Annotated in this window: 10 protein-coding genes, 1 other RNA gene and 2 pseudogenes; 3 read left to right on the forward strand and 10 right to left on the reverse strand. The window is 67.1% G+C overall.

All coding sequences use genetic code 11. The features are described from left to right. Nucleotides 1-46: 46 nt before the first annotated feature. From STRTUCAR8_RS50475 to STRTUCAR8_RS30920, 4 genes and pseudogenes are all read right to left on the reverse strand, one after another. Nucleotides 47-224: pseudogene (locus STRTUCAR8_RS50475) on the reverse strand (DUF397 domain-containing protein). Between the two features lie 88 nt (nt 225-312). Beyond that, the gene (locus STRTUCAR8_RS30910; protein WP_006380107.1) at nt 313-1,140 is read right to left on the reverse strand and encodes a hypothetical protein; all 828 of its coding nucleotides are present in this window, start codon (nt 1,138-1,140) and stop codon (nt 313-315) included. Nucleotides 1,141-1,516: 376 nt separating this feature from the next. Beyond that, nucleotides 1,517-1,708, reverse strand: a complete 192-nt coding sequence (locus STRTUCAR8_RS30915; protein ID WP_006380126.1) for a DUF397 domain-containing protein — start codon at nt 1,706-1,708, stop codon at nt 1,517-1,519. 8 nt (nt 1,709-1,716) lie between these two features. Further along, nucleotides 1,717-2,547 carry a helix-turn-helix domain-containing protein gene (locus STRTUCAR8_RS30920; RefSeq protein WP_006380123.1) on the reverse strand — a complete coding sequence of 277 codons (831 nt, stop codon included), beginning with the start codon at nt 2,545-2,547 and terminating at the stop codon, nt 1,717-1,719. 206 nt (nt 2,548-2,753) lie between these two features. Here STRTUCAR8_RS30920 and STRTUCAR8_RS30925 point away from each other — a divergent pair, with 206 nt between their 5' ends. Next, nucleotides 2,754-3,338 (forward strand): ATP-binding protein, encoded by a 585-nt coding sequence (locus tag STRTUCAR8_RS30925; protein ID WP_044473198.1) that lies wholly within the window; start codon nt 2,754-2,756, stop codon nt 3,336-3,338. Here the strand turns inward: STRTUCAR8_RS30925 and pglX are convergent. After that, on the reverse strand, nt 3,265-6,885 hold the full coding sequence (gene pglX / locus STRTUCAR8_RS30930) for a BREX-2 system adenine-specific DNA-methyltransferase PglX (RefSeq protein ID WP_006380095.1): 3,621 nt from the start codon (nt 6,883-6,885) through the stop codon (nt 3,265-3,267). The two genes, STRTUCAR8_RS30925 and pglX, sit on opposite strands and share 74 nt — an antisense overlap. After that, complete coding sequence (pglW, locus tag STRTUCAR8_RS30935) at nt 6,882-11,594, reverse strand: BREX system serine/threonine kinase PglW (protein WP_006380118.1); 4,713 nt, start codon at nt 11,592-11,594, stop codon at nt 6,882-6,884. Before pglW ends, pglX begins: the two co-directional genes overlap by 4 nt. Before the next feature lie 231 nt (nt 11,595-11,825). On the opposite strand from pglW, the gene STRTUCAR8_RS30940 reads away from it, so the two are divergent. Both STRTUCAR8_RS30940 and STRTUCAR8_RS30945 read left to right on the forward strand, forming a co-directional pair. After that, nucleotides 11,826-13,271, forward strand: coding sequence for a hypothetical protein (locus STRTUCAR8_RS30940; RefSeq protein WP_006380131.1), 1,446 nt, complete (start codon nt 11,826-11,828; stop codon nt 13,269-13,271). A gap of 112 nt (nt 13,272-13,383) precedes the next feature. Next, nucleotides 13,384-13,749, forward strand: coding sequence for a hypothetical protein (locus STRTUCAR8_RS30945; RefSeq protein ID WP_006380081.1), 366 nt, complete (start codon nt 13,384-13,386; stop codon nt 13,747-13,749). Between the two features lie 19 nt (nt 13,750-13,768). Here the strand turns inward: STRTUCAR8_RS30945 and STRTUCAR8_RS30950 are convergent, their stop codons facing one another. From STRTUCAR8_RS30950 to rnpB, 4 genes and pseudogenes are all read right to left on the reverse strand, one after another. Next, the gene (locus STRTUCAR8_RS30950; protein WP_006380130.1) at nt 13,769-15,655 is read right to left on the reverse strand and encodes a DUF2075 domain-containing protein; all 1,887 of its coding nucleotides are present in this window, start codon (nt 15,653-15,655) and stop codon (nt 13,769-13,771) included. 368 nt (nt 15,656-16,023) lie between these two features. Next, a complete protein-coding gene (locus tag STRTUCAR8_RS30955) occupies nt 16,024-22,326 on the reverse strand; it encodes a DUF3320 domain-containing protein (protein ID WP_100247712.1) in 6,303 nt (2,100 codons plus the stop codon). 70 nt (nt 22,327-22,396) lie between these two features. Continuing rightward, a pseudogene (locus STRTUCAR8_RS54605) lies at nt 22,397-22,738 on the reverse strand (DUF4011 domain-containing protein); the annotation flags it as partial. A gap of 673 nt (nt 22,739-23,411) precedes the next feature. Continuing rightward, an RNA gene (rnpB, locus tag STRTUCAR8_RS48810) (RNase P RNA component class A) lies at nt 23,412-23,829 on the reverse strand. Between the last annotated feature and the right edge of the window lie 78 nt (nt 23,830-23,907).

Genomic DNA, 23,907 nt, shown 5'->3' on the forward strand with positions numbered 1-23,907 from the left:
ATGGCGGGCGCGAAACGACTGTTAGGGGTGCTCGTTGAACACCGTCTCAGAGGGCCGCGAACTCAACGAAAGCGGTCCACGCGGCAGGTTGTACGGCCAGTGCGGTACCCGTTGTGTCCTTCGAGTCGCGGACGTGAACCCTGCCGAGGCGGGCGGCGACCTCGACGTATTCGTCGGCCGTTGCCAGCGCTGTAACTGCTCTTGAACCAGGCCGGTCCGTCCAAGCAGTGCCTGGCCTTGCCCCCGCTTTCCTGAGGCGTCGGGCGTCGGGTCAAGATTTCGTGCGGCGCCAGTCGGACGGCCAACCGCTGGTCATAGGTGGTCAAGCTGCTCAGCGCGTTCTGTGGCGACAGACTCGTGAACCACCTCAGCTTCCACAACCACGACTCGGCGTGTCGGCTTCGCCAGTTCCGATTCGGAGAGGTGCTTCTTCAGCCGCTTGGCCATGGGAAGGTAGGTGGCGAAGGTGAGTCCGCCGGAAATAGCGGCCCCGATGACAGGGATGGCCTTCGAGACGCTCTTCGCGAAGGTCTGCTTCGTCATCTGAACACCGATGTAGGCCGCGACCTTCTTCACTATGGGGTAGATGACACCTTTGGTGAGTGCCTTCTGGGGCAGCTTCTTGGCGACCTCCTTCGCCATCATTTCGGCGACCTTCCCCACAGCGACGTTCGCCGACTGTGCACCGAACATCACGCCGAAGAACAGCGTGAGCACCCCCATGGTCGCGTCGTCGACGTCATCGCCGTCGTCGGAGAACAGATCGGGCCAGCTGTAGAGGTAGGCGAGTTTCTGCACGATACGCAGCATGTGGCCGAAGTACTGGGCCATGTCGGCCGGCACGGTGGCGGGAAGCGCGAAGAAACCGGGTAGCCCGGCAGCGGCGGAGAGCGCGCTGACCTTGGTGGTCTCATAGCGGATGGAGTCGTTGGCCGCTTTGCCCAGAACGTCGATAGAGATACCCGCCGCTGCGGGGGTCTCTTCGATGGCCAGGCGGATCTCGTCCTCGGAGCAATAGCGTGCCAGCGCCTTCCGGAGGTACACCTCCCTGTGGATACGCACGCCCGGAAGCCTGGCTGAGCCCACCAGCACTGCGGAGAAGCGCGACTCTGGGTTCTCGCTCACTTTGCCCTGATTCATAGCAGGAACTTACAGTAACTCCGCCCTCCAGTGACCCAGCTTTGTCCGCTCAGTTTGGGCCGCCTCATGTTAGTGACGGTTGGCAGGCGAGCCAGCTGCAACGCACGCCCTGTGCGGCCGAGTCGGGCGCTCGCCATTACCCTGCCGTCCTTGCCCTCGGACGTACGGCGGCCGGGTCCGGCAGGATGCTGATCGTCAGCTCCGGGAAGGCAACGCGCCGCGAACTGAGCGCCTTTGTACGGATGTTGAGCGTTCTGGCCGACCCGCGCCGACACGACGCCTTGTGAAATCGGCATCGAGGCCACTGAGAGTGCTGCGCGAGACGGACACGTGCAGGGTCCTTGGCTGGCACACACCCGCCCAGGACCCTGCCCTGTCAGAGTGCCGCGAACTCGACGAACGCGGTCCACGCCATGGGTTGTACGGCCAGTGCGGTACGGGTCGTGTCTTTCGAGTCGCGGACGCGTATGGCACCTATCCCAGCCGCAATCTCGACGCACTGGCCCCCGTCACCAGCGCTGTAACTGCTCTTGAACCATGCCAGGGCGTCGGTGTCCGACCCCGTCATTTCCCCGCTCATCTCTCTCCCAGCAACTTCTCGATCAACGTCAGCGATTCTGTAGGAGTGTGGGCCTGCGCGCGAAGGATCCCGTAAGTACGCTCAAGCTCCCGCACCTTGTGGCGCTCTGTGTGTACACGGCTGTCGCCTTGTACCTCCGTGTACGCGATCCTGCGCCCATCCTTGGTCTCCATCAAGGTGAACGGGCCAGCGAGTCCCGCATGTTCCTGGCGGGACAACGGCATCACCTGGATCACCACGTTGCGCTTCTCCGCCATCAGCATGAGGTGCTCCAACTGACCTCGCCAAGCAGCCTCTCCACCGAGTGGCCGGAGCAGAACAGCCTCCTCGATCACGAAGCTCAGATGCGGTGCCGGGCGCCGGGCGAAGACCTCTTGTCGTGCCAGTCGTGCGGCCACTCGTTGCTCCATGACCCCTTCGTCCAACGACGGCTGCCACATCGCAAACACCGCTCGCACGTACTCCTCCGTCTGCAACAGACCGTTGACCAACTGAGTGTCGTACACATGGAGCTCAACCGCCTCGGCCTCCAACTTGGCCGCATCCCGAAAGAACGCCGGATACTGAGCCCGAGCCACCTCCTCCTTGCCCGCGCTCAACACCCCACCCGCGTGCACCACTTCATCAGCCCGGTCGATGAACTTCGGCGGCGGAATACGCCTCCCCTGTTCGAACGACGCGATCGTCGCTGCCGAGTACCCGGTCAGCGACCCGAGCTTCGCGCGGTCCAGCCCCGCCCGCTCCCGGAACAGCTTCAACTGCCGCCCGAACACGGCCAGAATGCCCGTCCCGAACTCGTACTCCGGCTGCTGAACCTCGTCGTCCACGCCGCAGCTCCTCCCGTTCGACCACCACAGTCACCAGACCCCGCCCACCCAACCCACGGCCCTAGAACCGGTCACGCCCGACACCACGTACAAACGCACCGCCCACGCGTACAGCCCGCATCCGTCAGCACGTCACTCCTGGTCAACGCTACGCAGAGTCCGCGACCGTTGACCACATGAAGTCACCAACTCCCCCGAACGGGCATATGCCACAGCGCCCCGCACCCGAACGCGAGTTCACCATGCGCTTCACCTCAACGCCACGCGGCGCCCGCCTCGCCCGCCGACTCGTCTCGCACCGCCTGAACGACTGGGGCCACCCCTACACGACCCCGGTCAACGAAACGCTCACCCTCATCACAGCAGAACTCACCGCCAACGCCGTACGCCACGGCCACGTCCCCGGCCGGGACTTCCACCTCCAACTCACCCTGGCCGAGGGCACTTTCCGCATCGAGGTGACCGACACACGAGCCGAGAAGCGACCCCCACCCACTCCCCCGACCCCCGACCCCGCATCCGAGTCCGGCCGGGGCCTGCTCCTCGTCGCCGCCCTCTCGGACGACTGGGGCGTCACGCCTCGCCCGGCCGCTCCCGGCAAGACGATCTGGGCGGAGCTGCGCGTACCGACCGGAGGCCGCCCGCACACGCACCCGGCGGCCCCTCGTCCGGCAGACTCGGCATCGGCGTACGGGCTCAACACCGAGTCGTTTCCGACTACTTCTTCACTGCTGCGCGACGGCCTCGGGTTGCGGCCAGGGGCTGCCAGTTACGGAGATCGTCGTCCGTGAGTCCATGCTCGCCTTGCTTCTGCTGGCGGTAACCGGCGAAGAAGTCCGCCGGGGAGCCGCTGTAGTTCATGTCGAACTCGTTGTGCCACTGGGACAACCACGGCTGGAGTTCCAGCAGGCCGGCGAGGAACGGCGTGATCTCCTCGGTGGACAGCGCGGTGTTGGTGAAGTACGTGGCGAGCGCCTGCGCCTGCTCCCGCTGGTCCCAGCCGGCCCACCCGTACAGCTCGGGGGTGGCGGCGTTGGTCTGCCCGTAAGAGACGAACCGCTCCTTGGGCACGTCGAGCTTGCCGCGCGCCTTCCAGTAGGAGGGGCGGAGGAAGTCGGCCGAGGTGTACTTCGGCGGCACAGGGATGGAGTCCCGGATCTTCCGCTTGGCAGGCTCATCAGACGCGGCGTCCTCCTTGCGCTGGAGGTCCCACACCTCTTCCCAGTCGGCGCGCTTCTTGAGACCGGAGGGCTTGTAGCGCAGGGCGGGGAGATAGGGAACGTGTTCGTCGGTGATCAGCTCGGCGACGGCCTTCGCGAGATCCTTGCGGGGCGCGTAGAGCTTAGCGACGGAGACGAAGTCCTCGTCACGGGAGAGGGCGTCAGTGAGGCGGGCCAGGGTGAGAATGGTGGGCTGACCGTTCTCGTCGAACCAGTGGTCACGCTTCTCCATCCGGTCGAGCAGCCAGGAGCGCAGGGCCTTCTCCTGGAGCGCGTCCCAGCCCTCGGTGGCCCAACGGCGTTTGTACTCGGGGCGCTCGACCATGCCGACGGCCCGGTTGGACTCGATGGCGTCGATGCGCATCTGGACGACCTCGCGGTAGGGGACTGGCCAGTGAGCGGGGATCTCCGTGATGGGTGTGGAGTCGTGCCGCTTGAACCAAGCGTCGCTGGCCTCGCCTGCGGCTACGCGACGGGCCAGGACAATCTCGAAGGCGCGCTCACCAAGGTCGAGTTCGGGGATGTTGGGGTCGTCGGGGTCCTCAGAGACGCGGAGGTCTTCGGAGTGGAGGTTGTAGAGGGAGTAGACCTGCCAGTCCAGTTCTTCCTGGAGGGCGATCATGCGTGCACGCGTGGACCCCCAGCGGGACGTAGCCTCACGGAGGACGGGGGCAGTGGGGATCTCCTGCCCGGCGAGGGCCGCGAGCGAAGTAATGGAAAGCTGCTGGGCTAGGGCGTCGAGGGCAGTGGCCAGTTGGGTGGGGTAACGGGCCGGAAGAGGGAAATCCTGAAGCTTGGTGCCAGTGAACTCGTAGAAATCCTCGAACGGAATTGTCGACTGGCGCGCCCCCTTTGAGTCCACCGTGCTGCCCTTGTTGTGACTTACCTGCTTAAGCCAGAACCCAGCCGTGGAGCTATTAAGTAGCCCGAGCAACCGCAGGTACTCCTCCTCGCTAGCCCCCTCCCGCAATTTAATCACTCTAGCGGTTTGTTTGAAGACCTTCCCACCTCGATCGAGCACGAAATGGTTGTGCGTAGCAACGAATGCAAAGGTGATAGTTAGCGGCGTCAAAAGCTTGGCGGGATAAAGTTCCTGCCACTCGTACCAGGTCAGCCCACGCTGAAGCATAGGCGTACCGAAGCGACGGCGATGTGAAATCGCCGCCCTATAAGGCTTCAAATACCGCTCCGTGCCAGGAACCTGACCAAGTGGCAGGACCTTGAAATCGGAATCGTAAACCCATACGGCCTCGAAGGTCGACACAAGTCGGTAATCACGAATCACATCCCCTGTCACCATTGGACGTGAATATTCGATTCGATTTCTGCCTACACTTCCATTTAGGGGTAGAAGATATAGGTCATCCTCTCCAGTGACCGATGAAATTCCGGACTCCACCGCGACCTCCCGAAGATTTCCGGTTGATTGCGCGGCGATCTGATCCAACATTTCGAGGCCGCCATCAGACAGAATCCACGGTTGCTTACCAAAATAGCGAATTCGATTCAAATCGTCCACAGATACCCACCGGCTAACCGAGCCAGGCTGGTCGATCTGTTTGACGATTGCACTCCAGACCATCCCTTCCTCGGCCTTATCAGGCACAGATGGCTCCCCTTGAACACTTCGTACCGTGCGGATCACCTCGGACCGCGCACTCCCCCCCCGGCGCTTGCCAATCAAAATGACTGTCGGAGTTCCATGTCCTGGAATGTAAGCACCCGAGGTGTCAATAACCTCTACTAGCTCAACTTGATGAACAAAGTACCCCTCGATCAGCTGCGTACCGAACTCCCTCTTCGTGAAAGAGTTCGCGGTGATTTGACCCACCATCCCGTATCCACTACCCGCAGCATCCCCTCGTTTGGCTAGCTCGAAGAATCGCTGCGCAAATGGCACCGACAGTGCATATTTTCCCGAACATGCGTCATATAGTTCCCGGTACAGCGCATTCAGATTCTTATCTTTCACGGTGATGTACGGCGGATTACCGACCACCACGTGATATCGACCCTGCTGGAGAATCCCCGGATGCTCGTGCACGTCCTCCGTGACATACGCGAAAGATGCCAGCGGATCATCCAGGCCGTTTTCGTCCCCACCCAACATCAGCTCAAGCTGCCGAGCCTTGATCAGCGAATCCCCCACCGCCAGATGAACCGGCCACTCATACTTTGCAGCCTCAGCCAGCGTCCGCACCTCACCCGCCGCCATGGCCGCAACCAGCAACCGGAACCGAGCAACAGCCACCGCGAACGGGTTGATGTCCACCCCGTGCACCGAGTCCAGCGCAGCCCGCACCCGCTCATGCACATCCCGCCCCGGCTGCCCCTCCCCCCACAGCCGCACCAACCGCCGAAACGCCCCCAACACAAAGTGCCCCGACCCACACGTAGGGTCGATCATCTTTAGTTCCTCGTACCCGAACTCCCGCACGGCAGGATTCATCGTCCGGTCAAGGATGAACTCCTCGACGAACTCCGGCGTCTGAAGCAGCGCGTACGTCTTCCGCGCAGCCTCGCTCAGGTCCTGGTACAGGTCCCCCAGGAACCGCGTATCCCATCCCTCCGTACCGTCCTCGTTCAGCGGGTCGGTGAAGTCATGAACGAGAACGCCCGCCTCGTCCCTCCCCCGCCAGAACTCGACCAAGTCCCGCGCACCGTCATGCGAAAGCGGAACCTGGTACAGCGGGTTGTGCCGCTGGTCGAAAAGCAGCCGACCCGCCTGCCCCTGCCCCAGTTCCTCGAACGCCTTCTCCAGCCACCCTCGGTACGTCGGGTCCTCGTCCGACTCCACATACGCGTCGTACCGCGACTCCGCCAGCTCCCGCCGATCCCCGTCCGGCCCCGTCAGATACGGCTCCGGAATCAGCAGGTTGTCCTCGCAGAACCGCACGAACACAGACCCCAGCACCCACGCCACCGCAACCTGCGTGACCCGCTCGTCCAGCCACGAGGTCCACGTCGCCGCCGTACGCCCGAGCTTGCGCGCCTGGTCGTACTCGGCCCTCAACCGCGCGCCGACATCCCCCAGCGCCTTCACCTGGCGTCCGAGGTCGGTTTCGACCGCCTTGACCTGCTGCTTCAGGTCGTTCAACAGAGCTTTGCGGTCGATCACTTGACGTCTCCCTCGACACCACTGGCACTCGCACTAGAACTTGCCGCACCCTCGCCGGATCCCCGATGGGCATTGCCCACCCACGTGTCCGGAAGCTGAATCCACTCCCCCAGGCCGGCCTGGTACGGCACGGCCACCTGCCCGAGCCGGGGCTCGCGCGAGGGGTCACTCTGCGGGACCAGGAGCCACAGCCCCCGCCCGCCCTGCCGGGCCACCGATGCCAGCCGGTCCAGGACGCCCATTGCGTCGTACCGCGCGAAAACCCCTGCCTCCGTCAACAGAACAGGACCGGCCCCGCCACCACCGTTACCCAGCAACTCCGCGATCCTGGGCTCCACCGCGCCCCACGCCGTCCGCGTGAACTCCGCGAACCGCACCGCGCCCCTCGAACCCGGCTCGGCGGCGTCCGCCTTGAGCAGGGTTTCCCAGGTGGGCTTGGTGCCCGGCGTGACCTGTGCGTGCAGGGCTTCCAGGAACAGCTCCGTCACCGACACCGCAGCCGTACCCAACCGCCCGGCACCCAGCTCCCGTACCGCGTCCCGTACAAGCTGCTGCCGTACGGTCAGCACCCGGTACCCGTCCCGGCGGGCCGACGCGAGCAGCCGTTCCTCCGCGCGTACCGCGCCCGCGAGTTGCGGGTCGTCGGCGTACCGCGTCACCGCGCCCGTACGCGTCGACTGCCGCCACGCACCCGTTGTCAGATAGCTCGACGCGTCGTCCACCCGCGTCGGCAAGTAGCGCAGCACGCCCTCGCGTTCGTGCATGTTGAGCGAGAGTTCGAAGCCGGCGTCGCGCAACGCCTTGGTGAGCGGGCCGCCCGTCGGCAGTTCGTGATGCGTGCCGCCACGCCCGTCGGGAACGACCATCTCCGGGAAGCGAGCACGGACCCGTTCGTGCACGGCCTCGCCGGTCAGGCCCGGCTGCTGCCCCTCCGGCATACCCGGAATCCAGCGGACGAGCCCGGCCTGGGTGAGGCGCAGTGCCCGTACCAGCGACAAGTCACGCGGATAGATCTCCAGTCGCGGAGTAGCGGCGGCGTTCAGCGATGCCGCCGCCGCCAGCTCCACCATGCGCCGCTCGTCCCAGTCCACCGCGCCAGGCGGCACCGTCAGCCCGCCCAGCTCGGCCAGTACAGTCGCTGCCGTCGGTAGGGTGTCCAGCTTCGCCAGCCGATCCGCCGTACGACCAAGACGAGTCGCGTACTCCAGCAGGCCGGGCGCCGTCGGGGTGTCCGGGCCGTCGTCCTCCCGTACGTCGAGGGCGAGCAGGCCGGCGCCCAGGGACTCGTCCGTCGCCTTGCGGTTCGGCTGGTGCAGGAACTCGGCTTCCTGCGGGAGCAGTTGCTCGACCTCGACCACGGCCCGTACGGCCGCCAGTGCCATCGCCCGCCGCTGCTCGCGCCCGGCGAGGTGCGTGCCGCGCCGGACCGCCAGGGCGTCCGCGATCTCCACCGCCGACGCGACGCGCCCCATGCTCACGAGCAGGTCGATGATCTCCTCGCGCAGTGCCTGGACGGCGGGCTCCGCCTTCCAGCGCCTGCGCTCGTCCTTGAGCAACTGCGGGATACGGCCCTGGCTCAGCCCAAGAGCCTCCGCGACGTCCTTCTGCTTCGGCCAGACCCCGATGTCCGGCAGGACCCCGTGCTCGTCGGGCACGCGCAGCAACAGCCGTACCATCTCCGCCTTGTTGCGGTTGGAGCCGTTGTTGTTGACGGCGGGCACGAAGACGGTGGCGAGGGTGTCGAGGCTGACTGAGCGCAGGGTGCGGGCAGGCAGCGCACCCGCCGACTCACCCGTCGCGAGGTGGCCCACCAAGGCCGACTCGGCGGCCGTGAGCTGCTCCAGCTCCTCCTTGGCCTCCGCGCGGCCCTTCGGCGTGAGCGGCGAGACGGGGATCTCGCGCAGCCGCTCGCCCCACTCGCGCTGCCGCTGCTGGACCTCGTTGCGGGTCTTGGCGCCCAGTCCGGGGGCGTTGACGAGCTTGCGGCGGCTGTAGTCGAGCAGTTCACCGACCGTCGTGATGCCCAGGCCGTAGAGGAAGGACTGGGCGGCGGGGGTGAGGCCGGAGACGGTGAGTGGGGTGTCGCGGGTGACCTCGGCGGCGAGGCGGTCGCGCTGCTGCTCGGCGGTCTCCGGCTCGGCGTCCGCGATCGCCGCCGCGACGGCGCCCTCGGCGGGTGTCCCCTCCCCCGCCGTCGCAGGGGCCGGGTGCCGGGAACGGTGACTGGACGGGACCGTCTGGGAGGCGTCGAGGAAGACCTTGCGCCAGGCGTCCCGCATCGGCTTCAGCTCGGGGAACCGCTGGCCGGCGTCGCGGTGCAGGGCCTTCTGGAAGAAGGCGACGAGACCGTCCCGTACGGCCGGGTCGAAGGCTTCGGCCGCGATGGTCGGGTACGGCCACTCCTTGGCGTCGGTCATGCGTGGCAGGAGACTGCCGTCGCCCCACTTGGGCAGCTCGCCGGAGGCCATCTGGTGCAGGGTGACGGCGACGGCGTACCGCTCGGCGTGCGAGTCGTACGAGCCTCGGGTGATGACGTCGACGAAGGGGTCGAGGTAGCCGTCGGTGCCCGCGTTGGTGCTCTTCGCCGGGTAGCCGGCGAGGGAGAAGTCGATGAGGACGAGTTCGCGGGTGCGGTTGGGGCGGATGCGGATGGCGATGTTGTCGGGCTTGATGTCTCGGTGCCAGACGCCCTCGCCTTCGAGGAAGTCGACGGCTCCGAAGAGGTAGTCGCCGTACGCCTCCAGCTGGTCCACCTGGAGGCGGCCGTTGTCGCGGAGCTGGCGGGCGACCGTCTCCTCACGACGGCGCGGGCGGCTCCCGCCCTCGGTGCCCTGCCCGGCGTCGTCGCGCTCGTCGCCGACGTACTCCAGAGCCAGGACGGTACGGCCGCCGAGGTGCAGCGGCTCGGGTTCGACGAGGCGGATGATGCCGGAGTGGGGGCGCAGGCGTCCCATGGCCTCGGCCTCGCGGGCGAGGATCTCGCTGCGGCTGTCGGAGAGGGCGACCTTCAGCACGGCCAGCGGGCGGGTCCTACGGGCTTCGGCCTGGAGGTCGCGGACGAGGAAGGCGCGGCTGGTGGAGCCGGTGCCGAGGCGGCGGCGGATCTCCCAACGGCCGGCGAACGTGTCACCGGCGACGGCCTCCAGCGGGTCCTTGTCGGCGGCGGTGACGTCGTCCTCGTCGCCCGGTTCCTCCGTACCGGCGGTGGCCGCCTGGGCCGGGGCTGTGAGGGAGTCCTCGACGATCTCCAGCAGCTCCAGGAACTCGTCGACGCTGGAGAGGCGCTGGCCGGGCCGGTAGGCGGTGGCGGCCTGCACCAGGTCGTCCACGTCCTCCGACAGGCCGTCCACCAGGGAGCTGGGGCGCAGTCCCTCCCCCGCCTCCAGCCGGGCCAGCAGCTCGGCCTGGCTGGCGGCCGGGGCCTTGCCGGTGACGAGCAGGTAGGTGAGGACGCCGAGCCCGTACACGTCGAGGTGGACCGGGTCGGGGTTGAGGGCGGTGAGTTCGGGGGCGAGGTAGGCGTCGGCGTCGTCGGCCAGGTGCATCGCGGACAGGGCGGTCGGCGCGAAGCGGGTCATGCCCTGGCCCTGGGAGGAGTCGCCACTGCGCTGGGTCGCGATCTGCCAGTCGGAGATCTGGAGGTGCGGGGTGAGCCAGGCGGCCTCCTCCCCGACCGCCCGGCCCTTCCCGCCGCGCGGGCGGGGGACGACCAGCACGGAGCGTGCCGCGAGGGCCCTGTGGTGGATGCGGCTGGAGTGCGCGGAGCGCATGGTCTCGGCGAGCTGGCGGACCAGTGCCATCCGGCCGAGGATGTCCAGCTTCTCGCCGTACTGGACCAGGTACTCGTCCAGCTTCAGGGTGTCCGGGTGGTAGTCGAAGATCAGGGCCGGTCCGGCGTTGTGCCCGGAGGGGAAGTACTGCTTGAGCTCGACCGCACCCGGGTGCTTGAAACGGCCCAGTACCGCGGCTTCCCGTCGGGCGGCGTTCTCGACGGACTGGCGCAGAGATGTGTCGGAACCACGCTCGCTGAGGTAGATGCGGACGCGGGCGGCCTCGGGGAGTTCGCTGTGGCGGGCGAGGTAGTCCGCCCAGGTGGGCCCGGAGTCGAAGGACTTCCGCTCCAGCTCGTACGGACCGACCTTGTACTGCGCGTCGCTCTTGCGGATGCCGATGTTCTTGAGAGCCGCCTCGATCTCGCGCGAGCCGATCGCCGTGACGCGGCGCCGCTCGTCACGCGGGGGCTGCTTGAGCATCTCGACCAGCTGGTGGACGGTGTAGACACCGTTCTGGTCGTGGACGGGCAGGCGGACGCGGAGGCTGTTGTCCGTGAAGCAGACGGCCTCGGCGACCCAGACGCGCTTGTTGCCGGGCAGCGCGAGCAGGCCGGCCAGTTCCTTGGCCTTGCGGTTGACCAGATGCAGCGGATTGCCGTGCGTGCGGCGGCGGCCGCCGGGAGTCGTCTGCACCCAGGTGCCGTTCTCGGAGGTGACCGAACCGTGCCAGTCCTTCAGCTCGATCATGCAGGCGCCACCTGGGGCCACGACGAGCAGGTCTACCTCGCGGACGTGACCGGTGTTCGCGGTGAAGGTGAAGTTCGACCAGGCACGCCAGGGATCGGAGTCCGGCAGCTTCTCCCGGATCGCCTCCAGGCCGCGGCGTTCGTGATCGAACTCGGACTCGGTGACCGTGACCCACCGGCCTTCCCGCATGCCTGTTCCTCGCTCCTTGTGTCCCACAAGGGTCGCCGTTCCCCATGGTCAGACCCAGGGTGCAGATCCTAGTCCCTGCCTGTGACATGAAAAGGGGTGACGAAGAAGGGGACTGTGGGACATACCGCTCGCATCACGGGATTCGGGTGCTCTGCACCCTGTCGTCGGCCCCTGGGAGTTCGGGCATTGGGCGATCTCCGGACCCCGTTCTGCCGTCGGTAGGGTCGGCTCGTGACCTACATAGTGACCCTCACGCCGAGCCAGATCGCGAAGAACGAACCCGACTGGCTCATCACGCAACGTTTCACGAAGGCATTGCCCACAGAACTCGACACGTCCCCCAAGGGGACGCGGTTAGCGTTTCTTGTCTGCGACAACAGGACAGGCTCAGCAAGCAACAGTCGTAAGGAGTTCGCCGAACACGGCCGCTTCATCACATGGGTGGGTTCGGTTCTGCACATCAACATCGTCGGACCGGTGGACAGAAGTATCACCATCGAGCCCATGCGGAGTTGCCCGAGGGCAGTTCCGCTCGACGGCCCCGAAGGCATCCTCGCCACCCTTCCCCCTGCCCACCGAGCGGCTCTGGAACAGGCCTTGTCTGGAAGCGCGGGATATTGCGGAACAGAAACTTGGCAGGCTCTCCGGGAAGCGCTCCAGCAGGGTCACTCGGAGCTGACGCCGTACATCGACTGGCTGCTGGCCCAGACCAACCCGGTCGTCTTCAGGCCCGACGATGACGCGGACCTCGCATGGCAGGAACAGAAGGACGCAACCGACTCCCTCACTCGCGTGAGCGGTTTCCCCCGCTCCGCTTTGTCCGCCTGGGGCCGCCCTGCCCATCGGGATGACACATATCTCGCCGGTCTCATCCCGGAACCGTTCGAGCAAAGCCTGATCGACCATGACGTGCGAGCCGGCCTCGGAGACATGTCACCGTTCTTCGACGACTGGCGGCGGCGCAGCGATGTACGGTGCGACATCCACGTCCTGGAGGACTCGACCGGGCGCCGAATCGAGATCGTCAACGTCAACGCCACCCCGGTCGAGAACCGACTGGGTACCGACATGATCTACTACCACCATCCCACCCACAGTTTCGTCCTCGTCCAGTACAAGCGGCTGGATCCACGAAACAAGGAGTACCGGGTGGACAAGCGGCTTCACCAGCAGATGGACCGTCTGGAGAAGGTGTCGCAGCTCAGCCGCGAGCCCGCGCGCCCTCACGAATGGCGCCTTGCCCAGGACTCGTGCTTCCTGAAGTTCGCCTACTGGCGGGACAGTGCCACCTCTTCCTCCGACCTGGCACGCGGCATGTACCTTCCTCTCTCCTACGCCCGTCTGCTGCTGGACGACGACTGCACGCTCGGGAAGCGAGGCGGGCGGATCATCAGCTACGAACGTGTGGGCCGCTACCTCGTCAGCTCGGAGTTCACGGACTTGGTGAAGCTCGGGCTGGTCGGAACCGTCGGAACCAGTGTCGAACAGCTCCGGGACCTGGGGCTGCAACGAGCCCGTGAGGGTTACAGCGTCGTCATGGGGCTCGAGACAAGCGAGGAGACGCCCCGCGCTCGTACCACGCGGGTCCGTAACCGCAGCTCGAAGGAGAGGCCCAAGGTGACTTCGTACTCCCCACCCATCGCGCAGGAGTCCCTGTTCGACGTCCCGGACTCTTGATCTACGAGGGCACCTGCTGCCAAGGGACTCGTCGTTCTGTTCCTCGCCCCACGAAGGGGCGTGGTGAGACCCTTCATCCCGACACAGGCGCCAGGTCAGGGGAGCGTGACGGATGCCAAGCGAAGCAGAGAACAGGTTCCACGGCGACATGCTTAGGGGCACCGAACGTCTCAAGCGTGAAATCGGCTACAACCCCACGCGGTTCGTACAGATGCTGGGGGAGCTGGGCGGGGTCGGGGCCGCGAAGCAGCTCCTGCGCGGGGGCAACGCCTCGGACGGTTTCACCACGCTGTGGGAAGCAGGCCGCCTCGAACTGAGCGTCGAGGCGTTCGTTCTCCTGCCGTGGTACCGGCATCTCTTCGAGGATCACCACTTGGACACGGCTCGGTACCGGCTGAGCGAGCACGGATTCGACGTCGACCGCTTTCTGCGCGAAACCCAGCGGAATCAACCCGCTTGGGTTTCTGACGACGTCTGAAACACACGCGAACCGTCCGTCAGACCTGCACGGCTTTCCGTGCCGGCCCAGCCGCCAGCTCCCGCAACTTCTCCCTCGTCTCCGGATCCGTCGAGTACACGATCGTGCCCACCATGCCCCGGGTCAGCAGCACTTTGTACGTGTTACGGATCAGACGGTCCACGTCGGTGTCCGGAGTGGACTTGTTGAAGACCGGGTCCTTCGACGCCGTGCGGTCCGTGATCCAGCGGTCACCGCGCCAGACCAGATCGGGCCCGATGATGACGCCGGACCAGTCGTACTCGAAGCCCTGGGCGGTGTAGACGCAGCCGACCTGTCCGAAGCCCGCCGGGTCGGTGGCCCACAGGGCGGCCGGGGGTGCGCCAGAGACAGAGCGGTCGCCACGCAGGTTCCAGGGGCGAGCCCAGTCGCCGATCACGACATCGGGCGGGAGTGGGGCACCCGGCTTGGGTTCCGGGGACCAGCGCCAGCAGTAGCCCGCGGACATTCGTGCGCCGTAGTCATGAGCCCGACGAGTTTCGAGGAATGTTTCCATCTCCTGCGGGCTGTCGGCGACCAGCAACTGCATGCGTCCGTCAGGCTTCCATACGACCGGTCCGCCCGTCTCCAGACCGAGGAGGCGGACCACCCAGCGCAGGTAGGCGTCGCTGCCGCCGCAGCGGAACTGGCTGTCCAGCGGTACGACCGTGCAGGGGATGCCCCGCTTCGCCGCTGCCGCCTCGATCTCGGCCACGGTACCCATCTCGCCGGGGCGGACGACCTGGTGCTCGTCGAGGAAGAAGACGGGAACGTAGGCGACATCGATGAGTTCGTCGATCTGTGCCCTGCCGTTACGGTTCTCGGCGCGCGTGTAGCGGTTGGCCGAGGTCTCCCGGATGCGGTGTGCCTCGTCGCAGATCAAAGCACCCAGGCTGTTCTTCTCGGCCGTCATGAAGCTGTTGAAGTACTTGAACAGCTCCTGGACTTCGCGCTTGCGGGCGCCGGCGATCTTCCTCATCGTCTTCGTGAACGACTGTGAGCCGGTGGCGTGCAGTGCCGGCACCCCACGTCGGTAGAGCTCTCCGAGCAGTTGAAGAGCGATCACGCTCTTGCCGGTGCCGGGGCCGCCCGTGACGATGACGACCTCCTTGCGATCGGAGTGCTTCGCCTTCTCCACCGCGTTGACCACCAGGCGGTACGCGACCTGCTGCTCGTCGAGGAGGACGAACTGTGTGCGCTCGCGCACCTCCTCGGCAGCCACGGACATGAGCTGCTTCGACGGGACCTTGGCGCCCGCACGGAGTTCGTCCGCGGCCTGGGCCCCCGGATGTTTGGCACTCAGCCTCGTACGAAGGTGGTCGAGAAAGGCGCCCCGGCGTTCCTCGGTGAAGAGCAGTGCGTGGCCGTCACGTTCGATCTCGCGCAGCCCGGTCACGCCGAACTCGGTGGCGTTGTGCAGATAAGCCACTCCGGCCACACGTTGGCCGTGTTCAGCCACCGCGCCATTGAAATTGACGAGGTACTCGCAGTAGCGGCGCACCTGTTCGATGGGATTGAGGACCGGCTGCGCATACGCGTCGACATGGCACAGGGTGGGGTCGTCCTCGTGCGGGAGTGCCTGACTCCACTGCTTCAACTCAACCACGACGTACGACGGTTCACCCGTGGCCGGATGAACTCCCGCGAGCACGACGTCTGCACGCTTACTGTTCAGCGGGAGCGAGTATTCCAGCATCACCTCCACGTCGCCCAAGCCTGCGTCGTTCAGTGCGGCGGCCAGGAAGGGGATGCTGCGCTCCCAGGAACGCACCTCCGAGGCGCTGGGCCGGTACCCGTGCATGCGGACGAACTTGTCGGTGAGGTGCAGAAACAGCGAACCGTCGAGTGCCATGACGGCGACCGTTTTCGCGGACGCGCGGACCAGCAAGGACTTCCCCCAGGCAGCACGAAGAGACTCGTGCGGGTGGGGGCATGTCCTTCGAGACTCCACCGGGGTGGAGCGGAAGCCCGTCGGGCCGCGTTGACAATGAGTTCGAGGGTACCTGGCGGTACTGACAGTCGTACCGGTGGTCGCCGGTGGGGGCAGCGGACGTCGTGACGGTCACCCTACCGGCGCCGGATACGGGTGGGCATGACTTCTCCCTCTGGAGCTGTCGTAGTCGAGCGCGGTGGCGTCCACGTCATTCCGGCGGACGCGGCCGGTGCGGGGCCCCACAGGCCGCAAGGGAGCTGACCGACACGACGGTGACCAGGCCCCCGTCGTTCCTTGCACCGCGATCTGGAGGGCAGAACAGATCAGGAACCCTCGGCGGGCATCAGGCCGCCCTCCGACTCGGTCAAGTCCCCTGCGGCGATCAACGCGTCGATGTCACCAGTCAGCACGTCCCGGATATCGGCGCCGAGCCGCGCCCACCCGAAGAAGCGAGCGGCCTCTCGCAGCAGTTCCTCGCGATGAACGCCCGGTCCCTCCTCGACCACGTTTCTGAGCACGAGCTGCCGCTCCGCCGCGGGAACCTCCGCTACTCGGCGGGCGCACCGATCCGTCGGCGTGCGGGCGAACTCCGTCTCGTGGCCGGGCCTGTCGTAGGCCGTACCGACCTGGACAATCTTGCCCTGCTTGAGCAGGCGGCGAAGAGCTCGGTCGATGCGGTCGCGAACCACCTGGCCGGCTCGTCCGATGCCCCACGCGAGACGGACCCGGGTGTAGATCATCTCCTTCTCGACGGGCCCTTCCACCTCGACCACGCACAGAGCCACGTCTGCCACCACGTCAAGGGCCTCTGGGTCCTGCAACTCCACGCCCCACATGCCTCGCTGGCTGCTCGACCTGTCACGTACCTCTGCCAACAGAGCAGGATCGACCTCCTGGTAGGGACAGCTCCAGGGTGCAGGGCCGACGTCGACCGTCACGAACTCCACTCTCGGAACTGCCGGACCACCTGCCGCTTCTGCAGGCTCCCCGCCGCTCGCGCTCAGGCGGCCGTCCACGACCTCTGCCGAACTGTCGCCGTCGCCAAGGTCACCGCCAGTGCCGACCATCCCCGCTGGTGGTGCCACTCGCACCGCATGCGGATCCTCCGCACACGCCGCCTCCACCGCGGCCCGCATCCGAGCCATCGCATCCCGCCGGTTCCGATACCAGTCCGTGCCCCAGATTCGGTGCAGCTTCCAACCCAGGTCACGCAGAACCGCTTCCCTGAGCCGGTCTCGGTCCCGAGCCGCCCGCGAGGAGTGATACATGGCGCCGTCGCACTCGATGCCCAGCGCGTACGTCCCGGGCGCGCCTGGGTGTCGTACCGCCATGTCGATGCGGAAACCGGCGACCCCCACCTGCGGCTGAACCTCGTATCCCCAGCCGCGCAGGACATCGATGACCTCCTCTTCGAAGGGGCTCTCCGGAGCAGCGTCCGGATCGGCGGCCTTCGTCTGGAGGATCGCGGGACCGTGCTGGGCGTACTGCAGGTATCGCTTGAGGTGCTGCACGCTCTTGTTGGGGCTGTCCGACAGATCGCCTCCGTGGAAGGAGGCGATGACCTCCATGCGGCGCCGGGCGCGGGTCACGGCCACGTTGAGGCGTCGCCAGCCGCCCTCCCTGTTGATGGGGCCGAATGTCGACAGCAGCTTGCCCCGGTGGTCGGGTCCGTAGCCGATGGAGAGGATGATGACGTCGCGCTCGTCGCCTTGGACGGTTTCAAGGTTTTTGACGAAGAATCCGTCGAGCCGGCTCTCCGTGAAGTGGTGTTCGAGGTCCGGGCGGGCCGCCCTCGCCTTCTGCACCGCCTCCTCGATTGCCTCCGCTTGCGCCTTCGACAGCGCGACCACGCCGAGGGTGTGCTCGGGACGGGTGTCGAAGTGGTGGATGACGCGCTGGGCCACCTTCGTGGCCTCGATCGGGTTGTCGCTGTTCCCGCCGCGGTCGTACACGCCGTCCGCCTTGATGAACTCCACGCCGATGTCCGGTCCCTGTTCCAGAGCACCCGGGAACGTGATCATGGAGTTGTCGTAGAAGTCGTGGTTGCTGAAAGCGATCAGGTTCTCGTGACGGCTGCGGTAGTGCCAGCGCAGAGGCAGCCCGCGCAGGACTCCGCTGGCCTTGCACATGTCGAGAATGGACTCGAAGCCGTCGGTGGCGTCCTCGTCCCACTCGTCGCCGTCGTCGCTGGTTCCGGCCGCGGCGAAGAACGAGGTCGGCGGCAGCTGCTTCTGGTCGCCCGCCACGATGAGGGCCTTGCCCCGGTAGACGGAGTTCACCGCGTCCTGAGGCAGCACCTGGGACGCCTCGTCGAAGACGACGACATCGAACTCGAAGTCGGGTGGGAGGAACTGGCTGACCGTCAGCGGGCTCATCATGAAGCAGGGCTTGACCAGCCGTACGACGTCGCGTGTCTGCTGCAGCAGGTGCCGTACGGGCATGTGGCGGCGCTGTTTTTCGGACTCGCGGCGGAGCACTGCGGCCTGGCCCACCGATGTCCGGCGAGGACGGCGGGAGTTGCATGCGGCGATGACCTCGGCGTGTGCCGCCGCCACCAGGTCCTGGTCCACCATTTGGAAGCGCTCCACCAACTGGTCGCGTTCCACTGCCCGCATCGGCTTCAGCCTCTGGTCGGCGGTGAGCTGGTGCTCGACCCACGCGGTGAGCACCGCACGTTCCATGGCTGCGGGGAAGTCGTCGGCGGAAACCTCGCGGCGTGCGAGCTGGTCGGGCAGCCCGTCGAGGTGGTAACGGCGCAGCAGGGTCAGTGCGTCGGCGCAGCTGGTCCAGGCTTCCGGGCCGAAGGGGTCGCGGTCGAGGCGGGACAGGACGGACTGGGCCGTGGTGAGAGATTCGGCGAGTTCGTGTCGCAGCTCCGCGGCCCGCTCAGGCTCGAAGTGCCCGGCGAGTGCCTCACGCTGACGGCTCCAGTCGCCGGCGCGGGCTGCGACGGACGGATCGACTGACGCGGCCAGCATCAGCCGGGCCGCCTTGGGCTGCAGGGGCGCGGAGTGGCCGCCATGTGCGGTTCGACGAACCTTCTGGGCCCAGTCCAGGGCGTCCAGAATCGCATCGCGGTCCGTCTCGGTGCCCTGGTGGAGGGAACCGAGAAGGCTTCGGTACGTGGCGTCGTTCTCCGCGAAAGAGGACTCGGCGGCGCGGGCGGAGACGACGGAGGCCACCGCTTCCCTGGCCCGCGACAAGGTGAGGCCCGTCTCCTCGTCCATGACGCGGGCGGTTGAGCGGATGAGGTCGGCCGCGTCCTCGAAGGGCTCCACGTGCGCGCGAAGCCAGCTCGCCGCCCGTTCGAGGGGGCGGGCGGCGAGTGCTGTGCCGACCGCCGCGACGTGGGGCTGCCCGGTGTACTCCTGCCATAGGTCCAGGTCATGGCGGATCTGGTCGCTCTGCGCGAGGAGTTCACGCGGTTCGGGCCGTCCGTCGGCCAGCACCTCGGCGAGGCTGGTCCGGCGCGCTGGTTCTGTGAGCGTGTCGGGTGCCAGACGGGCGATCAGCCGGGCGGAGTCCAGGGCGGCCCGCAAGGCCTCGGTATGGGGGTGCCCTTCCGGTGCGTATCGGCCCAGCAACTCGCGCTGTTGCTCCGTGGCGTACGGCCCTGGTTGCTGTCGCGTCAGGTCAGAGCCGCGGCGCAGGAGCTGCCCCATGGGCTCGTAGCCCGTCACACCGTTGGGCGCGGCGTCGTGCAGGTCGTCCGTCCGCGTGTCGAGGCCCTGGTACCAGGGGCCGAGAAGGTTGCTGTCGGTTACGGCCTGAGCGGCGAACGCGGCGGTCTCCTTCTGTGCCGCGTGCGCGGCCGTGGCCGCCGTGCGCGCAGAGGCGAGCGTGTGCTCGGAACCGGGGCCACTGTCCCGGCGACCGACCGAGGCCACGGTGTCCAGCAACGCGACGGCCTGTCGCAATGGGGCGAGGTGGGCGCGCAGCCAGCGGGCGGCGTCGTCGAGCGGCTGCTTGGTGAGCTCGGCCGCATGCGGTGCCAGCGACGAGCTGTCCAAACTCCGTCGCCATGTGGCGAGATGGCTGCGCAGCGCCGTTCCCTGCTCGACGAGTGCGGGTCGCGGCTCTCGGCCATCAGCCAGGTGAGTGGCAAGCAGGACCCGACGGTAGGGGTCGGCGACGGTTTCCGGCGCGAGCGCGTGGACCGCTCCTGCGTGCACGAGTGCCTGGCGCAGTGCCGTGACGTCGGGCAACACTGTGCCCCGATAGCGGCCGATCAACTCGGCATGGGTCGCGGCAAGCGACCGCAGCTTCCAGTAGGCGGCGCACCAGGCGTCGGCGAGTGGCAGCTTGTCGTACAGCTCGCCACGCCACGAGCCGCCGCGCGTCAGCCGGGCCACGAGTTTCCGGTCGGCCCGGATGCCGCTGGACAGCATGCCGGCGAGTCCCTGACGTCCCTCCATGAGGCGGTGGATTGCTTCGGGCAGTTCGGGCGTGGAGACGACTTCCGGCAGGAAGGCGTCGCGCGCCGCCTCCTCCGCGGCGGCCAGGTCTTCGGCGGCCTCGGAGATCTCCGCGACGGCTGCCTGGACACCGGGAAGTGCCCGGGGATCGAGCCATGCTTCGAGCGTGCGGTCCGATGCTGTGGCCAGCTCCACGAGCGTGGCCAGGTCCTCCGCCTCGGACGTCGCCTTCGGTCGGTCACACCCGAGACACTCGGCCACCGAGTCGGCGTGTCCGGCGGCCATCTCAAGGGCGTCGGCGAGCCTGTCGAACCGCTCGGCCAGGTCCGCGGCCTCGCGGCGGGTCAACGACGCGATGTCGGCGCCAGGCGGTTCCAGTGCAGCGAGGGCCTGCTCGTTGGACGGTCGCTCTGCGCTCAATTCCCGACGCATCTCGGCCCACCCCGGGCCGGTGTGGTCCGTCGCGAGGGCCTGGGCGGAGAGCACCCGGTCCCGCCGTGTGAAAAAGTCTCTCAGTGCGTCGGCGGCGACCCCGACCGCCGCCTCCTCCGCCAACGCCGGGCCTCCAGGGACCAACCACTGCTCGCGAGGGCGGTGTTCGGTGCCGGCCACGGCAATCACGTCACACAGATGACGTGCTTCCTCGGGGCTACCGGGATTTGTGAGCCCGGTGAGGTGGCTGACCCCGGTGAGGCTCTGCAGGGTCCGCTCCAGCACACCAGCGGTCGCGTCGAACTCCCCGGCAAGCTGTCGCGCACGCTCCTCCGTGAGTCCGGCGAGGTCGAGGCCGCGCGGCGCCATCGCCGAGAGCGCCTTCTCGGCTTCCCCCGCTTCAGCCGTCAGCCTGGTGGACAGCTCCTGCCAACGCTCACCCACCGTCGCGCGGACAGCAGTGGTCGTACGCTGCACCTTGCGCAGTTCCAACAGGAAGGCGTCGGCCCGGTCATCCACCTCGTCGGCGAAGGCATCCGTGGTCAGCCACGCTTCCGGCACAGGCCTCCGCACGTCGAGCAGCCGCAGGAGAGCGATCAGACGGTCGATACCGCTGTGGTCCGTGACAGGCACTCCCCCGGGCGCGAGATCCCGGTACCGGTCGACCGCCGTCGTGAGCGCATCCCGCGCCGCCTGCGCCTGCTCCAGCACAGGACGTGGATGCGGCAGGCTGGCTCGCAGGTCACGCCAAGGGAACGACGGGTCGGCGACCGCCTCCCAAGCCTCGGAGATGGCTTTCGTCGCCTCAACGATCAGGCGCAGGTCCTCGTCACTGAGCGTCTCAGCGCGAAACGTCGCCCCTGCCCCCGTGTGCGTGTCGTCCCCACGGCTCAGATAGGCCACCGGCGCCTCGGACAGTTGGCCGACCCGACCGAGCACGTCGTGCAGGGTCCGTCCCAGCGGGTCGCGGACCTCGTTCATCGCTTCGGCGTAGGCGCTGAGCGCGAGGCGCAGTTCCCTGGCCTGGGCCAGGGTCTGCTGTGACAGTTGCGGTGCGCGCGGCTCCTCCGCGAGAGCCCGACCCAGCTCCTGGGCCACCGCTTTGCGGCTGGTGTTGTGGCTGTGGAGGGCCAGGGCGTACGAATCGAGTCCGACCGACTTCAGCCGGTCGAGAACGACATCGAGGGCCGCTGCCTTCTCACTGACGAACAGCACACTGCGGCCGGCCTGCATCAGACCGGCGATCATGTTCGTGATCGTCTGACTCTTACCCGTGCCGGGTGGGCCGTCCAGGACGAACGACTGTCCGGCCACGGCCGCGGCGACGGCCTGCCGCTGCGAAGCGTCGGCATCAAGCACCAGCGGACTGTCCTCGGGCGGGCTCAGTTCGTCGATCCGGTCGAGCTCGATCTCATCGAAGTCGAAACGGTCGGAGGCGAGTCCGGAGTTCGGACCGAGAGCCATCGCCCGTACGAGGTCACTGCCGAGGACGCGGTCTTCGTTGTCCAGCAGGTCCTGGTACATCGACTCCTTGTGGGAGGCGAAGAGTGCGAGCACCACACGGTCGGAGATCTGCCAGCCTGCCTTGCCCGCCACCGCGCGAGCCGCGGCGGAAAGCACCGCCTGCAGGTCCGAAGGGTCCTGTTCGACGACCGGCGCCCAGTCGATGTGGAATTGCTGCAACTTCACTCTCAGGGCTGGGTTGAGGCGCGGTTCCTCGTCGTCGCTCGACCTGAGGCGGATCCGTCCGTTGCGCGCGCGCTCGATGACCACCGGCATCAGGATCAGGGGGGGCGTCGCTGGCCGTCTCAGCTCCGTCCTCGCGCCAGTTGAGCATGCCGACACCGAGGCTGAGGGTCCACAGGCCGTAGTCGTTGAAGACCTGTGTCGCTTTGGCGCGCAGACTGTTCAACGCCCGCAGGAGGGAAGGCGCGGTGGTCTTCTGGGTGATGATTCCGTCGGTGCGGTCGCCCTTCTTGGCGAGGACCACGTCGCCCGGCCGCACGCCCTCGTCGGCCTCCGATTCCTCGTCCGGGAGCGGCGCGAAGTCCCAGCCGCGGGCCAGGCCTTCGACAAGCTCCTGCGCGGATGGGGTCGAGATCTCCAATGTCGCCGACTTGGTGTGGCGGAAATTGAGCAGCCGGTTGCGGCCGCTCAGGTCCACCAGAGAGGCGCGCCAACTCTCGAGCATCACCTTGAGGCGGTCGAGTTCCTGACTGCCCCCGAAGTCACCCGAATTCGTCACGCAGGCCCCTGTTGTTGTCGCTTCTGGGCCAACGGAGCACCGGCGTCGACGGCAGTCCCCTCTGCCGCCAACGCAAATCGCGGCCACAGATGTCCGTACTGTCCTGGTGGCCGCACAAGTCCCGCTGATCCCCCCTGGCCACGAATTCTACGGTCAGCACACCAATGCGTGAAGCGTTAACTACAGAACGATTCTCCCGGTGTTCACGAAGGCGCGGTGTGCGTAGCCAACCCACTCCGTCGCCCGGTCCGCGTGAACGGCGAGACGCATGGGGCTCTTGCCGCCGGCCTGACAGCACGGCCGAAGCCGGCGGCCGCCCTCATCGCCGCGTGACGTCTCCCAGGCTTCCTGCATCGAACCTCTGACGCCCTCCACCAGCCTTCCGCTGATGGAGGGCGTCTTGCGTTCGGGCAAGCCGGGCTGTAATGCACGGAGAATCACCGCAGCCCAGCGATCAGTACGAGTGCCCACAGTGGCCGCGTGTGTGGCTACCCTAGTGACTACGTTCACAGCCGCGTGTACCGGTTTGAACCGGTACGGACCGGGGTCTGGCGAAGCCTTTCGAAGTACGAAAAAGGGCCCCTCACCAGCATGTTCCCTGGTCATGGGCCCTAGGCGGCAGACGAGTCGGGCTGTACGCCGGGTTCTGTCGCCCGGCTGCCTCGCGGCGGCCGGGGAGACGGCCATCCATCTAGGGCCGGCGTTGCCGCCGGCCTCGTGCGGTCTACCCGGGGACTCGGGCGGGCAGCCCTCGAACGTCCTCGCAGGAGCGTCGTCCAAATCCTTGGGGACGTTCCCTTTTGACCTTGCTCCGGGTGGGGTTTACCTAGCTGCCCAGGTCGCCCTGGGCACTGGTGGTCTCTTACACCACCGTTTCACCCTTACCGGGGACCGAAGTCTCCGGCGGTCTGTTTTCTGTGGCACTTTCCCGCGGGTCACCCCGGGTGGCCGTTAGCCATCACCCTGCCCTGTGGAGCCCGGACGTTCCTCGGGGAGCGCCCCCGAAGGGGAGTCCACGCGGCCGTCCGCCCGGCTCGTCTGCCGTGCCGACCATGCTACCGGGCGTCCGCCCCGCCTCGGTCCAGTGGCCGTCGCCAGGACGGAGCCCGCCAGGA

The sequence above is a fragment of the Streptomyces turgidiscabies Car8 genome (assembly GCF_000331005.1).
Taxonomy (GTDB): domain Bacteria; phylum Actinomycetota; class Actinomycetes; order Streptomycetales; family Streptomycetaceae; genus Streptomyces; species Streptomyces turgidiscabies.

Coding starts and splice junctions, on each gene's coding strand:
- STRTUCAR8_RS30910 (WP_006380107.1), bottom strand. CDS start 1,140: ATGAATCAGGGCAAAGTGAGCGAGAACCCAGAGTCGCGCTTCTCCGCA.
- STRTUCAR8_RS30915 (WP_006380126.1), bottom strand. CDS start 1,708: ATGACGGGGTCGGACACCGACGCCCTGGCATGGTTCAAGAGCAGTTAC.
- STRTUCAR8_RS30925 (WP_044473198.1), top strand. CDS start 2,754: ATGCCACAGCGCCCCGCACCCGAACGCGAGTTCACCATGCGCTTCACC.
- pglW (WP_006380118.1), bottom strand. CDS start 11,594: ATGCGGGAAGGCCGGTGGGTCACGGTCACCGAGTCCGAGTTCGATCAC.
- STRTUCAR8_RS30945 (WP_006380081.1), top strand. CDS start 13,384: ATGCCAAGCGAAGCAGAGAACAGGTTCCACGGCGACATGCTTAGGGGC.
- STRTUCAR8_RS30955 (WP_100247712.1), bottom strand. CDS start 22,326: ATGCCGGTGGTCATCGAGCGCGCGCGCAACGGACGGATCCGCCTCAGG.